12 protein-coding genes and 1 tRNA gene are annotated in these 15,497 nt (G+C 49.0%); 10 read left to right on the top strand and 3 right to left on the bottom strand.

What is annotated here, in order from left to right; genetic code table 11:
* Positions 1–6: 6 nt before the first annotated feature.
* Genes ilvB through PRU_RS05600 form a run of 3 tightly spaced genes read left to right on the top strand, consistent with a single transcriptional unit; the run spans position 7 to position 3,006 of the window.
* The gene (gene ilvB, locus PRU_RS05610) at positions 7–1,716 is read left to right on the top strand and encodes a biosynthetic-type acetolactate synthase large subunit (RefSeq protein WP_041385777.1); all 1,710 of its coding nucleotides are present in this window, start codon (positions 7–9) and stop codon (positions 1,714–1,716) included.
* Between the two features lie 14 nt (positions 1,717–1,730).
* Positions 1,731–2,273, top strand: coding sequence for an acetolactate synthase small subunit (gene ilvN / locus PRU_RS05605; protein WP_013063605.1), 543 nt, complete (start codon positions 1,731–1,733; stop codon positions 2,271–2,273).
* A complete protein-coding gene (locus PRU_RS05600) occupies positions 2,266–3,006 on the top strand; it encodes an acyl-[acyl-carrier-protein] thioesterase (RefSeq protein WP_013064244.1) in 741 nt (246 codons plus the stop codon). The genes ilvN and PRU_RS05600 overlap by 8 nt, the downstream gene beginning before the upstream one ends.
* Before the next feature lie 40 nt (positions 3,007–3,046).
* Here the strand turns inward: PRU_RS05600 and PRU_RS05595 are convergent.
* Both PRU_RS05595 and PRU_RS05590 read right to left on the bottom strand, forming a co-directional pair.
* Positions 3,047–3,120, bottom strand: a tRNA-Arg gene (locus PRU_RS05595).
* 101 nt (positions 3,121–3,221) lie between these two features.
* Positions 3,222–3,599 (bottom strand): hypothetical protein, encoded by a 378-nt coding sequence (locus PRU_RS05590; protein WP_033151087.1) that lies wholly within the window; start codon positions 3,597–3,599, stop codon positions 3,222–3,224.
* Positions 3,600–3,839: 240 nt separating this feature from the next.
* Between PRU_RS05590 and PRU_RS05585 the strand changes: the two genes are divergently transcribed.
* Both PRU_RS05585 and PRU_RS05580 read left to right on the top strand, forming a co-directional pair.
* On the top strand, positions 3,840–5,024 hold the full coding sequence (locus tag PRU_RS05585) for a tetratricopeptide repeat protein (RefSeq protein WP_041385775.1): 1,185 nt from the start codon (positions 3,840–3,842) through the stop codon (positions 5,022–5,024).
* A 126-nt stretch (positions 5,025–5,150) separates the two neighbouring features.
* Positions 5,151–6,896 carry a phospho-sugar mutase gene (locus PRU_RS05580; RefSeq protein WP_013065481.1) on the top strand — a complete coding sequence of 582 codons (1,746 nt, stop codon included), beginning with the start codon at positions 5,151–5,153 and terminating at the stop codon, positions 6,894–6,896.
* Between the two features lie 58 nt (positions 6,897–6,954).
* Here PRU_RS05580 and PRU_RS05575 read toward each other — a convergent pair whose 3' ends face one another.
* On the bottom strand, positions 6,955–8,403 hold the full coding sequence (locus PRU_RS05575) for an anaerobic C4-dicarboxylate transporter (protein WP_033151085.1): 1,449 nt from the start codon (positions 8,401–8,403) through the stop codon (positions 6,955–6,957).
* A 204-nt stretch (positions 8,404–8,607) separates the two neighbouring features.
* Here PRU_RS05575 and ileS point away from each other — a divergent pair, with 204 nt between their 5' ends.
* The 5 genes from ileS to PRU_RS05550 are packed head-to-tail and all read left to right on the top strand — an operon-like array spanning position 8,608 to position 15,476.
* The gene (ileS, locus tag PRU_RS05570) at positions 8,608–12,168 is read left to right on the top strand and encodes an isoleucine--tRNA ligase (protein ID WP_013063003.1); all 3,561 of its coding nucleotides are present in this window, start codon (positions 8,608–8,610) and stop codon (positions 12,166–12,168) included.
* A gap of 30 nt (positions 12,169–12,198) precedes the next feature.
* Positions 12,199–12,579 carry a TraR/DksA family transcriptional regulator gene (locus PRU_RS05565; protein ID WP_013065585.1) on the top strand — a complete coding sequence of 127 codons (381 nt, stop codon included), beginning with the start codon at positions 12,199–12,201 and terminating at the stop codon, positions 12,577–12,579.
* Positions 12,580–12,608: 29 nt separating this feature from the next.
* The gene (locus PRU_RS05560; protein WP_013063735.1) at positions 12,609–13,223 is read left to right on the top strand and encodes a lipoprotein signal peptidase; all 615 of its coding nucleotides are present in this window, start codon (positions 12,609–12,611) and stop codon (positions 13,221–13,223) included.
* A 37-nt stretch (positions 13,224–13,260) separates the two neighbouring features.
* Positions 13,261–14,142 (top strand): DUF4296 domain-containing protein, encoded by an 882-nt coding sequence (locus PRU_RS05555; RefSeq protein ID WP_013064334.1) that lies wholly within the window; start codon positions 13,261–13,263, stop codon positions 14,140–14,142.
* Between the two features lie 23 nt (positions 14,143–14,165).
* Entirely contained in the window at positions 14,166–15,476 is a 1,311-nt protein-coding gene (locus PRU_RS05550; RefSeq protein WP_013065010.1) for an MFS transporter, read from the top strand.
* The last annotated feature ends 21 nt before the right edge of the window (positions 15,477–15,497 follow it).

Here is a 15,497-nt window from a genome sequence, read left to right as displayed (position 1 = left end):
CAATGAATTATGAAGGATAGAATAACAGGTGCAAAGGCGCTGATGAGGGCGTTGAAGGCCGAGGGTGTAAAAACCATTTTTGGTTATCCCGGCGGTTCGATCATGCCTACCTACGATGCGCTCTTTGATTATACACGAGGCGAAAAGAAATGTTTCGACCATATATTGGTGCGCCACGAACAAGGTGCAACCCATGCCGCTGAGGGCTATGCCCGCGTTAGTGGCGAGGTAGGTGTAGTTTTGGTAACCAGCGGCCCTGGTGTCACCAATACGTTAACAGGTATTGCCGATGCCATGATGGACTCTACACCTATTGTGGTGATTGCCGGTCAGGTGCCAACAGGCGCTCTGGGTACTGACTTCTTCCAGGAGGTAGATTTGGTTGGCGTATCGCAGCCTATCTCAAAGTGGAGCTACCAGATTCGTCATGCCGAAGATGTTGCCTGGGCTGTAAGTCGTGCTTTCTATATTGCCCGTACGGGTCGTCCTGGTCCTGTGGTACTCGATTTTACCAAGAACGCACAGGTAGAGGAGATCGACTGGGAGCCCATGAAGTGCGACTTCATTCGTTCGTATGTACCTTATCCAAAGCTGGATAACGAGGCTGTACGCAAGGCTGCCGAACTGATTAATAATGCCAAGAAACCTTTGGCTCTTGTTGGTCAGGGTGTAGAGCTGGGTAATGCACAGAAAGAGCTACAGGCATTCCTCGAAAAGGCTGATATCCCTGCTGGTCGTACCATGTTAGGCCTCTCGGCATTGCCATCAAATCATCCACTCAATGTGGGTATGCTGGGTATGCACGGTAACTATGCCGTGAACCTGAAGGAGCAGGAGTGCGATGTGCTGATTGCTATCGGTATGCGTTTCAGCGATCGCGTAACTGGTAATTTGAAAACCTACGCCAAACAGGCCAAGATTATTCACTTGGATATCGATCGTAGCGAGATAGATAAGAACGTAAAGACCGACGTAGCTGTAGTAGCTGATTGTAAGGAATCGTTACCTGCTATCACAGCGCTGATTGAGGCCAACGACCATCAGAAGTGGCGCGACTCGTTTAAGGAGTTAGACGCTATGGAGCGCGAAAAGGTCATCGAGCCCGCCATCCATCCAACCGAAGGTCCGCTGAAGATGGGCGAGGTAGTAAACGTGGTAGCCGAGATGTCTCCAGACGATACCATTCTTGTTACGGATGTTGGTCAGAACCAGCTGTTTGCAACCCGTTACTTTAAGTATCACCACAAGCGCAGTTTGTGTACCAGCGGTGGTTTAGGAACTATGGGCTACGGTCTGCCCGCAGCCATCGGTGCTACGTTTGCCGACCCTAACCGTACGGTATGCTGCTTTATGGGCGATGGCGGATTCCAGATGTGTATTCAGGAACTGGGCACCATCATGGAGCAGCAGAAGCCTGTAAAGATGATTGTGATGAACAATCACTACCTGGGTAACGTACGCCAGTGGCAGGATATGTTCTGGATGCGCCGTAAATCGTTCACCAAGATGATGAACCCTAACTACGAGCTCATTGCCAAAGGTTATGGTATTAACTATGCGGCAGCAGTCGATCGTAAGGATCTGCCCGGCCTTGTAAAGAAGATGCTTACTACCGATGGCCCATTCCTGCTGGAGTGCGCCATCCTCGAGGAGGATAATGTTCTGCCAATGACACCTCCAGGTATGGACGTTGACAAAATGCAGCTTGAGATTTAATAGTTTTGATAATTATGGAAAATAAGAAGAAATTATATACACTGCTGGTTTACTCGGAGAATGTGGCTGGTATTCTGAATCAGATTACAGCTGTGTTCACCCGTCGCCAAGTAAATATCGAGAGCTTGAATGTATCGGCATCAAGTATTCCTGGCGTACATAAGTACACCATCACTGCTTGGAGCAACGAAGATCAGATAGTAAAGATTACCCGTCAGATTGAGAAGAAGATAGATGTGGTAAAGGCCAACTTCTTTACCGACGAACAGCTGTTTATCCGTGAATCGGGTCTTTACAAGCTGTCAACCCCGATGGTGCTCGAGAATCCTGAGATATCGCGTACTATCCGCAGGTTCCAGGCCAGCATGATCGAGGTGAATCCCACCTATACCATTGTACAGATGCATGGTGTAACCGAGGATATTATTTCGTTGTTCCGCGCCCTCGACACGTTTGGTTGCGTGCTACAGTACACCCGTAGCGGACGTATTGCCGTAACCCGTGGTATGCAGGAGCAGGTTAGTGAATTCTTAGAGTCGAGACAGGAGAATGGATAAAGTAGGAAAATATGAATTTTTAGCAGAGCCCTTTCACTGCGACTTTTCGCAGCGATTGTTTATGGGCCATATGGGCAATCACATGCTGAATGCAGCCGATTATCACTCGTCGGCACGTGGTTTTGGCATGAAATATCTCATGACCATCAAGCGTTCGTGGGTACTCTCACGACTGGCCATCGAGATGGACGAGATGCCACAGATGTACACTAAGTTTAATGTTGAGACATGGGTTGAGAGTGCTATGCGTTTCTTTACCAGTCGTAACTTCCGTGTAGTAGGCGAGGATGGTAAGGTATATGGCTACGGACGCAGTATCTGGGCCATGATTGATACCGAAACCCGCCAGCCAACCGATATCTTTGCGATTGACAACGGTGCCATCAACAACTGGATTGTAGATGACAAGGAATGCCCCATTGATAAAGGCGGTCGTGTAAAGATGGACGATAGCGCCCAGCTGGTTGGTACAGTAGAAACCAAATATAACGATGTAGATATCAATGGGCATATCAATTCCGTGAAGTACATCGAGCATGTGCTCGACTTATGGGATTTGGATTGGTATCGTGAGCATCAGATTAAGCGTTTCGAAATAGCTTACGTAGCCGAGGCCCATCAGGGTGATACGCTCTCGTTCTACCGCATGCAGACAGGCGAGAACGAATATTGCATCCGCATCTGCAAAGATGGCGATACCGAATGTTGCCGAAGCAAGGTAATATTTAAGTAAACAACAAAAAAGGTTAGCAACTCGCTAACCTTTTTTGTTGTGATTCGGTTGGGGCTCGAACCCAAGACCTACTGCTTAGAAGGCAGTTGCTCTATCCAGCTGAGCTACCGAACCAGCCTTGTTTGACTTCTTTTTAAGAAATCGGCTGCAAAGGTAGTTATTTTTTTCGAACCTACCAAACTTTTCCTTGAAATCTTTGCAAAGTTTATACCAAACTACTTCTTAGCTGGCTTCCAGTTGCCGAAGATGATGCGACCGTAAGGCGAATTCCTGGATACCTGCACACCTACATAGCTTGAGAAACCACCTACATAAAAGTCCTGATAGTTATAAGTAACGCTGTCGATCTCTACGCTCTTGCAGCTGTCGTTACCAGCCTCGATGCTCTTAGCACGCTCTTCGAACGAGCGATAAACAGAGTCGGGGATACCCTTGTAGAAATACACAATCAGAGTATCGCGGAACTGTCCACCTTCCAGATATTCGCCAGGTTTGTGCTCCTTAATGCGGAACTCCGGGAACTTCAGTCCAGTATCTCTGCTCACTTTGGCGGCCGTATCGTAGATACCTTTACGATTCTCTGGATTGGCCATATGGTTTCGCGCTCCCTGAGCGCCTGCAATTGACGTAACAGTGATGGCTAATAGAATAATAAAAATACAAAGCGCAATAACTGCGTAACCCAATAAAAGATATTTCTTTTTCATGCCCCAAATAGGTTATTAGTTGATAAATACGATGCAAAAATACTAAAAAATCTGTAGTTTGCAAACATTTTAAGCATTTTTTTATACCTTTGCACCCGCTTATATATATAATAAGGTATAAACTGGATGAAGAGATTGATAATTATGGCCATAAGCTGCGTGATAATGAGTGCCCCTATGAGCGCTCAGCGTAAGCAGATTGGCGAAGCACGAACCATACTGAAGAGTGGGAAGAATTTAGAGCAGGCAGAGAAGCTGATGACCGACTTGCTGAAGGATTCTGCCAACCAGCAGAACGTACGTATATACGACATCTGGTTGCAGTCGGTTGAGAAGCAGTATCTGGCCATTAACGAGAAGATGTATATCAAGCAGAAGGTTGATACAGCTGCCTTCTTTAATCTGGCTAAGCGTATGTTTACCGTAGCCGAGAAATTGGATTCTATCGATGCCATACCCGACAAGAAAGGTAACTCGCACCCCGAATATCGCAAGGATAACGCTGCCAAGATGAATGGTTATCGCCCCAATATCTATTACGGAGGCGCCCACCATCTCAAGAAGGGCGATTTCATGACCGCACTTGAATTCTTTGAGACCTATCTCGACTGCGACCGACAGCCGTTGTTTACAGGCTACGACTATATGTACAAGGACCCCAAGATGGGCGAGGTGGCTTACTGGGCTACCTATTGCGGCTATCGCTTGAACGACCCTGTACTTACCCTGCGCCATGCAGCTACAGCCCAGCGCGACGAGCAGAAGCTGGAGTACACCTTGCAGTATATGGCCGAAGCATGGGATAAACTCGACGACGACTCGATGCATATCGCAACCCTTTGGCAGGGCTTTAAGAAGTACCCCAAATCCAACTACTTCTTTCCCCGACTGATGGATGTTTACAACACTCGCGGCAACTATCAGATGGCTGACAGTGTGGTTAACGAGGCATTGGCTATCGACTCGCTCAACGAGCTGTATCTGTTTGCCAAGAGCACCGTGATGCTGAACATGAAGAAGTATAACGACTGCCTGAAGTTCAGCGAGCAGCTGATTGAGGTAAACCCAGAGCAGCCCGACATTTATTACACAGCCGGTTTGGCCTGCTTGAACATTGCCCAGCGCATGGATCCCCGAAAGAACAAGAAGCAGATTCTGAAGATGTACGAAAAGGCTCGCCCCTATATGGAAAAATATCGCGAAATGGCTCCAAGCGAGCTCGATAAGTGGGCGCCCGCATTATATCGCATCTACTTCAACCTGAATATGGGTAAACAGTTTGATGAAATCGATAAACTGCTGAAGAAGTAAGATAAGAAGAATTAATTAGTTAATGAATTATAAAACGAGAGATGATTTAGGTCGTTTCTCGTTTTATTTTTGTAATTTCGCAAAATAGAATTTATTTATAATCTAAAGAAATAAAACAGAAAGATTATGGCAGACAACGCTCAACTGATTGCTCAGTGCGAGGCACGGGCTAAGGAATGGCTTTCTCCAGCCTTTGATGAGGAGACACGTAAGGAAGTACAGGCAATGCTCGACAATGCTGACAAGACAGCGCTGATCGATGCTTTCTATCAGAATCTTGAGTTTGGTACAGGTGGCCTTCGTGGTATTATGGGTGCTGGTACCAACCGCATGAACAAGTACATTGTAGGTATGGCTACACAGGGTTTTGCCAACTATATCCTGAAGGCATTCCCAGGCAAGCAGAGCTCGGTTGTTGTAGGTCACGATTGCCGCAACAACGGTCGTATGTTTGCAGAGACTGTAGCAGACATTTTCTCGGCTAACGGCATTAAGGTTTATCTGTTCGAGAGCCTTCGCCCAACACCTGAGATTTCGTTCGCCATCCGTCAGCTGGGCTGTCAGGCTGGCGTAAACGTAACCGCATCGCACAACCCTCGTGAGTATAATGGCTACAAGGCATACTGGGACGATGGTGCTCAGGTGCTGGCTCCACACGATAAGGGTATCATCGACGAGGTTAACAAGGTAAAGATCGAGGACGTTAAGTTCAATGGTAACAAGGAGCTCATCGACATCATCGGTGGTGAGATGGACTGGGATTACCTGCAGGCTGTTAAGGAGGCTATGGTTGATCAGGATGTCATCCTGCGCCAGAAGGACCTGAATATCGTTTACAGCCCCATGCACGGAACTGGTCGCGTCATTATTCCTGAGGCTCTGCGTTCATGGGGCTTCCAGAATATCCACGTGGTTCCCGAGCAGATGGTTATCGATGGTAACTTCCCCACAGTAGTTAGTCCTAACCCCGAGAATGCCGAGGCTATGACACTGGGTATGAAGCTTGGTACACGCCTGAATGCCGACCTGGTAATCGCTTCTGACCCAGATGCCGACCGTTTGGCTATCGTTTGCCGCAACGCTAAGGGCGAGTGGGAGATTCTGAATGGTAACCAGACCTGTATGATGTTCTCATGGTACATCATCGCCAACAAGAAGAAGCTCGGTCAGCTCAAGGGCAACGAGTTCCTGGTAAAGACCATCGTTACTACCGAGGTGATTGCCGAGATTGCTAAGAAGAACGGCGTAGAGTATCGCGACTGCTATACAGGCTTCAAGTGGATTGCCAACGAGATTCGCATCTCTGAGGGCGTTAAGAAGTACATCGGTGGTGGTGAGGAGAGCTTCGGATTCCTGCCATTCGATAAGGTTCGCGATAAGGATTCTCCAGCATCTATCTGCTTGATTTGTGAGATTGCTGCATGGGCTCGCGATAACGGTATGACTCTGTACGACCTGCTGATGAATATCTACAAGGAGTACGGATTCTCTAAGGAGGTAACCATCAATGTGGTTCGTCCTGGTAAGACCGGTGCCGACGAGATTAAGCAGATGATGGCCGACTTCCGCGCTAATCCTCCAAAGGAGCTGGGTGGTAGCAAGGTTTGCCTGTGGAAGGACTACAAGACTCTGGAGGCTAAGAAGGCCGACGGTAGTGTTGAGAAGTTGAATATGCCTGACACCAGCAACGTTCTGCAGTGGTTCTGCGAGGATGGTACAAAGGTATCAGTTCGTCCTTCAGGTACCGAGCCAAAGATTAAGTTCTACACCGAGGTGAAGGATGCCAGCTTTAAGGATGCTGCCGATTACGAGCGCTGCACCAAGGCTGCCGAGGAGAAGATCGAGGCCCTGAAGAAGAGCTTGAATCTCTAAAGCATATAGATAAAAAAAGAAGCCCTCGTCACATCGGCGAGGGCTATTTTTATACCTTTTAGTAGAATATCATTGAAAGCAGATAAGCTACTATCGTAGAGGTGAATACGCTAATCAAGCCAGGCATCATGAACGAGTGGTTCAGCAGGTATTTACCAATCACCGTAGTGCCCGAACGGTCGAAGTTAACGGTAGCGATATCCGATGGGTAGTTAGGGATAAAGAAGTAACCGTAAACGGCTGGCAGCACACCCAGCAGTACGGGACCAGGGATACCCAGCTTATAGGCCAACGGCAGCATGGCTACAACCACCGCACCCTGCGAGTTGATGAGCACCGAAACCAGGAAGAATACGATAGCAATACTCCATGGATATTCCTTGACAATGTCGGCCAGCATCGACTGCATCTCGCTCATGTAGTTCGAGAAGTATGTGTCGGCCAACCAGGCGATACCATAGATGGCAACTACCGCAACCATACCTGATTGCCAAACCGGACCAGCCACCGCCTTCTTAGGTTGAGCCTTACAGAAGATAATCATCAGCGCAGCTGCCGAAATCATCACAATCTGAATCACCAAGTTCATCTTCAGGTCCACCATACCTTTCTCGGTAAATCCTTCGGCCACAACACCAGCTTTGGCCAGCGCCGAAGCCGTGATGGTAACACCGCTTGCAAGCGTCAGGTCGCCAGCACCCTTAACCGCCTTAACGGTGGGGTAAGAAGGCAGCAGGTCGGGTAGGGCAGCAAACACTACGATAACAGCCAGCGCACCCAGGAAGATAAATACAGCATTCTTTGCCGACTGTGGAATCTGTCTGTCGAGTGTGGTAGCGTTCGAACCGTAGATATACTCGCGCTGAATAGGATCGGCAATCTTCTTCTGGAACTCAGGATCCTTATCCAGGTCAAGTCCGCGATGATACGAAGCGGCAGCAGCTGCCATCAGTCCGCAAAGACAAGCAGGAATGCTGATCATGAGTACACGAGGAATGGTGATGTCGAAGTGGTTGGCATTAGAAATGGTGACGAAGGCCACCACAGCCGCAGCAATAGGCGAACACGTGATACCAACCTGCGAGGCAATAGAGGCAACACCACACGGGCGCTCCGGACGGATACCTTTCTTAAGCGCGATGTCGCAGATGATAGGCATCAGCGTGTAAACCACGTGACCTGTTCCTACCAGCACCGTCAGGAAGAATGTGCATAGCGGTGCAAAAAACGTGATGTGGTCAGGATGCTTGCGCAGCAGCTTTTCGGCTATCTGTATCAGCCAGTCCATACCGCCCGAAGCCTGCATGATTCCTGCACACGTTACAGCAGCAATGATGATGTAAATAACATCTGTTGGTGGCGTTCCTGGTTTAAGTCCGAAGCCAAACACCAGAATAGCCAATCCAATTCCCGAAATAGCTCCCAAGGCCAGACTGCCATAACGGGAACCAACCCACAGCGCACCAAGTACGATACAGAGCTGCAGAACCATTGTAAATGTAATCATACGTTAAAATTCGATTGTTTTAAGTTGTTATTATTAGAATTATGACGGCAAATATAGGCAAATTATTTGGATATACGAAATTTTTGCGCATTTTTTCGCGGATAAATCTTAAAATTATTTATTTCTTTGGTCAGGTCAGATAATTTCACTACCTTTGCACGCTAAATAATAAAGGTTAAAATATAGAAGCTAAAAAAGTAGGATATGGCAAAGAAGTTTGCAGAACATAACGGCTTGAATCTGACCCAGGTTAACAATGATATCCTGGAGATGTGGCGCGAGAAGAACGTATTCTGGCGTTCGGTTGACGAACGTGAGGGATGTCCACAGTTTGTATTCTTCGAGGGTCCTCCCTCGGCTAACGGTCATCCAGGTATTCACCACGTGCTGGCTCGTACCATTAAGGATACCTTCAACCGTTATAAGACCATGAAGGGTTATCAGGTAAAGCGTAAGGCTGGTTGGGATACCCACGGACTGCCCGTAGAGTTGGGCGTTGAGAAGGAGCTGGGCATTACCAAGGCTGATATCGACAACAAAGCATCAGAGAAGTACATCTCAACCGAGGATTATAACAAGAAGTGCCGCGAGAACGTGATGATGTTCACACAGGAGTGGCGCGACCTCACCGAGAAGATGGGCTATTTTGTTGATCTGGATAATCCTTACATTACCTACGACAACAAGTATATCGAGACACTGTGGTGGCTCCTGCAGCAGTTCTACAACAAGGGCCTGCTTTACAAGGGTTACACCATCCAGCCATATTCGCCAGGTGCCGGTACTGGTCTGAGCTCACACGAGCTGAACCAGCCTGGTTGCTATCGCGATGTAAAGGACACCACTGTTACAGCGCTGTTCAAGGCCCTCGATCCTAAGGAAGAGTGGACCAAGTGGGGCGAGGCTTACTTCGTAGCCTGGACAACCACTCCTTGGACATTGCCTTCGAACACCGCACTCTGCGTAGGTCCGAAGATTGATTACGTAGCAGTACAGACCTACAACGCCTACAACGGCGAGAAGATGACCATCATTCTGGCCGAGAGCCGACTGAATGCTTATCTCTCACCCGAGGGTAACATCACCGATGGCGACGAGATGCCTGAGTACAACAAGGGCGAGAAGTTTGTACCTTACCGCATCGTAGGCCGTTATACCGGTCAGGAGCTGGTAGGTATGAAGTACCAGCAGTTGATGCCTTGGGTAAAACCATCGGCTAAGCTCGATCAGAATGCTGCCGACTATGTAAAGGAGTATGCCGCAGCACATCCTGAGAAGGTATTCGCCAGCGAGAATGGCAAGGATCAGTTTGTTGAGATGGAGAGCGAGGCTTTCCGCGTTATCCCTGGTGATTACGTAACCACCGAGGATGGTGCAGGTATCGTACATATTGCGCCTACCTTCGGTGCTGATGACGCCAAGGTAGCTAAGGATGCTCACATCCCAAGCCTGTTCCTTATTAATAAGAAAGGTGAAACACGTCCAATGGTCGACCTCCAGGGTAAGTACTATGTAATGGACGAACTGGATAATAACTTTGTTGAGAAGTGTGTAGATGTAAAGGCTTACGGTCACCACGCTGGCGACTACGTAAAGAACGCCTATGCACCCGAGTTCAACAAGGATGGTAAGTACGACGAGCAGGCAGCCGCTAAGGCCGAGGACCTGAACATCGTTATCTGTATGGAGATGAAGCAGGAGGGCACCGCACTCAAGATCGAGAAGCACGTGCACAACTATCCTCACTGCTGGCGTACCGATAAGCCCGTACTCTATTATCCATTGGATTCTTGGTTCATCCGCTCAACTGCCAAGAAGGATCGTATGTTCGAACTGAACAAGACTATCAACTGGCAGCCCGAGAGCACAGGTACAGGCCGCTTTGGTAACTGGTTGGAGAACCTGAACGACTGGAACCTCTCTCGTTCACGTTTCTGGGGTACACCACTGCCTATCTGGCGCGACGAGGATGGCAAGGAAATCTGCATCGGTTCGGTTGAGGAGCTCTACAACGAGATCGAGAAGGCTGTTAAGGCCGGCTTCATGACTAGCAACCCATTGAAGGACAATGGCTTTGTTCCTGGCGACATGAGCAAGGAGAACTACGATAAGATCGACCTGCACCGTCCATACGTTGATAACATCATTCTGGTATCAGAGAGCGGTAAGCCCATGAAGCGCGAGACCGACCTGATCGACGTGTGGTTCGATTCTGGTTCTATGCCATACGCACAGATCCACTATCCATTCGAGAATAAGGATTTGATTGATAAGGGTATCGCATTCCCTTGCGACTTTATCAACGAGGGTGTCGACCAGACCCGTGGTTGGTTCTTCACCCTGCACGCTATTGCTACCATGATCTTCGACTCAGTAGCCTTCAAGAATGTAATTTCTTCAGGTCTGGTGCTCGATGCCAAGGGCAATAAGATGTCGAAGCACGTTGGTAACGTAGTAAACCCATTCGATATGATTGGCAAGTACGGTAGCGATGCTGTACGCCTGTATATGATGACCAACTCAGAGCCTTGGGACAACCTGAAGTTCGACCCAGAGGGCGTAGATGAGGTACGTCGTAAGTTCTTCGGAACACTCTATAACACCTATAGCTTCTTCGCACTCTATGCTAATGTGGACGGTTTCGACCCCGCAACAGCACAGGTGGCATTCGATAAGCGTCCTGAGATCGACCGCTGGATCCTCTCATGCCTGAACACCCTTATCAAGGGCGTCGAGGCCGAGCTGGATGGCTACGATCCTACACGTGCCGGTCGTCTGATCGATGCGTTTGTAAACGACGACCTGAGTAACTGGTTCGTACGTTTGAACCGCAAACGTTTCTGGGGTAAGGAGATGAGCGAAGATAAGCTCTCGGCTTATCAGACTCTCTACACCTGCTTGATGACCGTTGCCAAGCTGCTGGCTCCATTCGCACCATTCTATGCCGACCAGCTGTATAAGGACCTGGGTGGTGAGCTCGACTCAGTACACCTGGATAAGTTCCCAGTAGCCGACGAGGCACAGATTGATAAGGATCTCGAGGCTCGCATGCAGATGGCACAGAAGATTACTTCGATGGTTCTGGCCCTGCGCCGCAAGGTTAACATCAAGGTGCGCCAGCCACTGCAGGCCATCATGATTCCTGCTGTCGACGAGACTCAGAAGAAGCACATCGAAGCCGTTAAGGACCTGATTATGAACGAGGTTAACGTTAAGGAGTTGCGTTTTGTTGAGGGTGCTGGCGTGCTGGTTAAGAAGGTAAAGTGTAACTTCCGTACCATGGGTAAGAAGTTCGGTAAGCTCATGAAGAGTGTAGCTGCCGCAATGGACGCCCTGACACAGGAGCAGATTGCCGAGCTCGAGAAGCAGGGTACCATCGGTATCAATGTCGAGGGTCAGGACATCACTGTCGAGGCCGTAGATGTTGAGATTATCAGCGAGGACATTCCAGGCTGGCTGGTAGCCAACGAGGGTAACCTTACTGTAGCACTCGAGGTTGAACTCACCGAGGAGTTGAAGAACGAGGGTATGGCCCGCGAGCTCATCAACCGCATCCAGAACATCCGTAAGGAGAGCGGTTTCGAGATTACCGACCGTATCAGCGTGGTACTTGCTCCGAATGCCGAGGTTGAGAAGGCTGTAAGCAGCTTTGCCGACTACATCAAGACTCAGGTTCTGGCCGATGATATTACTCTACAACCCAATGACGGTCAGGAGGTTGAGTTCGATGACTTCAAGTTGAACATAACAGTTACAAAGAATTAAAAATAATCAATAACTAAACAATTAAGTATTATGGCAGAGAAGACTCGCTATACTGACGAAGAGCTCGAAGAGTTCCGTCAGATTATCAATGAGAAGATGGCTTTGGCCAAGCGTGATTACGAACAGATGATGCGCGTACTGACCAACGAGGACAGCAACGACGTCGACGATACATCACCCACCTACAAGGCATTAGAGGAGGGTAGTGCTACCCAGTCGAAAGAGGAGTTGATCTCGATGGCCGCCCGCCAGCAGAAGTTCATTCAGGGCCTGAAGGCTGCATTGGTTCGCATCGAGAACAAAACCTATGGTATCGACCGTATTACCGGTAAGCTGATACCAAAGGAGCGTCTGCGTGCCGTTCCTCATGCAACACTGAGTGTAGAGTCTAAGCTGAACCAGAAAAAGTGACGCACGGACCTCTGATTACAAAAGGAAGATTGGCGACATTAATCATAGTCGCCATTCTCCTTATTGACCAGGCTATCAAGATCTGGGTGAAAACGTCGATGACGCTGCACGAGAGTATCCGCGTTACCGATTGGTTTTACATCACGTTTATCGAGAACATGGGCATGGCCTTTGGCATGCAGTTAGGCAGCAAGATCGTGCTGTCATTGTTCCGTGTGGTTGCCATCGGTGTGCTGGGTTATTACATCTGGCAGCAGGTAAAACGTAATGCCCGCACAGGCTATATCGTGTGCCTCTCGTTGGTGCTGGCCGGTGCTGCAGGCAATCTCATCGATTGCATGTTCTACGGCATGATGTTCAACGAGTCGTCGCCCTACTATCTGTCATACTTAGTTGATTTTGGTACGGGTTATGCACCTTTCCTCATGGGTAAGGTGGTAGATATGTTCTACTTCCCGCTGATCGAAACCGAATGGCCCACATGGATGCCGTTTGTGGGCGGACAGCACTTTGTATTCTTTAGTCCGGTATTTAATTTTGCCGATGCCAGCATCAGTGTCAGCGTAGTGCTGCTGTTGCTGTTCTATCGTGAAGAAATAAGTAAGATTACACTTAAGAAAGAAACGAATAACGTTGAAGAGTAAGGCTTTACATATTGTTTTGGTGGCCGCAGCTGCGTTCATGATTAGCTGTAAGCCATCGGTGCCATCGGAGTATATCCAGCCCGACGATATGGAGGATTTGATTTACGATTACCACGTAGCGCAAGGCATTGCCGCGCAGCAGGAGGGTAATCAGGATTACAACCGCCGTTTGACTTTCGAGTTAGTGCTCAAGAAGCACGGACTCACACAAGCCGAATTCGATTCGTCGTTGGTATATTATTATACCCGTGCCGACCGATTCCAAGAGATTTACAAGCATGTACAGGAACGCCTGAATACCGAGGCCGAGAAATACGGTGCCGCTGTTGGCGATGTGCAGATTGCAGCTGCCTCGCTCAGTGGCGATACGGCCGATGTATGGAAAGGCAACCGTGCACTCCTGCTGTTCAACGATCGTCCGTATCATCTTTATCAGTTTGCTCAGAAAGCCGACACTGCCTATCGTGCAGGCGACAGCTTTATGCTGAGTATGAACACCACATGGCTTATGCAGCAAGGCAATCGTCAGGCCTCGGTGTATATGGCCGTTACCTATGCCAACGATAGTACTGTTAAGCAGTATTCTACCGTTTCGTCGTCGGGCATCACAAACCTGCGCATACCTTATTGCAAGGAGCGTGTCAAAGAGATCAAGGGCTTTGTGATGTGTGGCATGCGCCCATCTACCGACCCCACCAGCAATCTTTGTCTGCTGTTTGTCAACAACATCCAGCTGTTCCGCTTCCATAACAAGCTTACCAATCAGCCCGTTGTGCCACAACAGCCCGACAGCATCCATGAACTGCAGCCCGATACGGCTCAGTACGATTCGCTACGCCGCCCAGGCCGCCATGTAGCCGGACGCCCGTTAACCATTGGCGATATCCAGAAGATGCACAAGAAAGAAACCAAAAAGTAAAACCAAGTATCTAAGTAATAATTATGAATCTGAAATTCCGTTTGTCATTGATGAACTTCCTGGAGTTCGCAGTTTGGGGAGCTTATCTTACATGTATGGGAAATTACCTCGGAGTGGCCGGACTGGGCGACAAGATTTCCTGGTTCTATGCTATTCAGGGTATTGTAAGTATCTTTATGCCCACATTGATGGGTATTGTAGCCGATAAGTATATTCAGCCACAGCGCTTGCTGGGCTTGTGCCACTTGGCAGCAGGCGGCTTTATGCTGGGCTGCTGGTGGTTAGGCCTCCAGGCAGGCTTCGGCAACGAGTTGGCCGATAAGTCGCTGTTCATCACCCTTTACACCCTCAGTGTGGCATTCTTCATGCCCACCATCGCGCTGTCTAACACAGCCGCGTTCACCATTCTGAAGAACAACGGCCTTGATACCGTTAAGGACTTTCCACCTATCCGCGTGCTGGGCACCGTGGGTTTCATCGTAACCATGTGGTTTGTTAACTGCGCCGTATGGCAGGATGGCAGCTTCAGCATGACGCTCGCCGACAGCGCCTATAAGTTCCAGTACACCTACATGCAGTTCTTTGTATCAGGCATCCTCAGCATTGTGCTCTGCTTCTATTGCTTCACATTGCCCGAGTGTAAGGTGGTGGTAAGGGAGAAGGTTTCGCTCATCGAGAGCCTTGGCCTCAATGCCTTCAAGCTGTTCAAGAGCCGCAACATGGCCCTGTTCTTTATCTTCTCGGCCCTGCTGGGCATGTGCCTGCAGGTAACCAATGGCTATGCCGGTCCGTTCATTACCAGCTTCAAGGGTAGTGCCGATGCAGCCATAGCCAGTTCGTTTGCCGCTAACAATGCCACCCTGCTTACCAGTATCTCGCAGATTAGCGAGGCCCTGTGTATCCTCATGATACCATTCTTCCTCAAGCGTTATGGCATCAAGACTGTGATGCTCATGTCTATGTTCGCCTGGGTGTTCCGTTTCGGATTCTTTGGTGTTGGTAACCCCGCCATGCCAGGTGTTATCATGTTCATCCTCTCTTGCATCGTTTACGGTGTGGCCTTCGACTTCTTCAACGTGTCGGGTGGTATCTTCGTCGATCAGGAGTGCGAACCCAGCATCAAGGCATCGGCTCAGGGCTTGTTCATGATGATGACCAATGGTGTTGGCGCTACCGTAGGTACGCTGGCAGCCGGCGAGATAGTAAACCATTACTGTTATTGGGAGAATGGATTCCTGCAGGGCGAGTGGACCACATGCTGGTTTATCTTTGCCGCATTTGCACTCGCAGTAGGTATATCGTTCGCCCTTGTTTTCCATCCGGAAAAGAAATAACACAGATTACTCTAAATAGAA

It is taken from the genome of Xylanibacter ruminicola 23 (assembly GCF_000025925.1).
Classification (GTDB): Bacteria; Bacteroidota; Bacteroidia; order Bacteroidales; family Bacteroidaceae; genus Prevotella; species Prevotella ruminicola.
Note: the sequence above shows the minus strand (reverse complement) of the source record. Positions and strands in the feature narration are given on the sequence as shown.

Excerpts from the sequence above, each read along its gene's own strand:
- ileS (WP_013063003.1), top strand. The coding sequence starts at position 8,608 with ATGGCAAAGAAGTTTGCAGAACATAACGGCTTGAATCTGACCCAGGTT.
- ilvN (WP_013063605.1), top strand. The coding sequence starts at position 1,731 with ATGGAAAATAAGAAGAAATTATATACACTGCTGGTTTACTCGGAGAAT.
- PRU_RS05580 (WP_013065481.1), top strand. The coding sequence starts at position 5,151 with ATGGCAGACAACGCTCAACTGATTGCTCAGTGCGAGGCACGGGCTAAG.
- PRU_RS05565 (WP_013065585.1), top strand. The coding sequence starts at position 12,199 with ATGGCAGAGAAGACTCGCTATACTGACGAAGAGCTCGAAGAGTTCCGT.
- PRU_RS05585 (WP_041385775.1), top strand. The coding sequence starts at position 3,840 with ATGAAGAGATTGATAATTATGGCCATAAGCTGCGTGATAATGAGTGCC.
- PRU_RS05590 (WP_033151087.1), bottom strand. The coding sequence starts at position 3,599 with ATGGCCAATCCAGAGAATCGTAAAGGTATCTACGATACGGCCGCCAAA.
- PRU_RS05550 (WP_013065010.1), top strand. The coding sequence starts at position 14,166 with ATGAATCTGAAATTCCGTTTGTCATTGATGAACTTCCTGGAGTTCGCA.
- PRU_RS05600 (WP_013064244.1), top strand. The coding sequence starts at position 2,266 with ATGGATAAAGTAGGAAAATATGAATTTTTAGCAGAGCCCTTTCACTGC.
- PRU_RS05555 (WP_013064334.1), top strand. The coding sequence starts at position 13,261 with ATGATTAGCTGTAAGCCATCGGTGCCATCGGAGTATATCCAGCCCGAC.
- PRU_RS05575 (WP_033151085.1), bottom strand. The coding sequence starts at position 8,403 with ATGATTACATTTACAATGGTTCTGCAGCTCTGTATCGTACTTGGTGCG.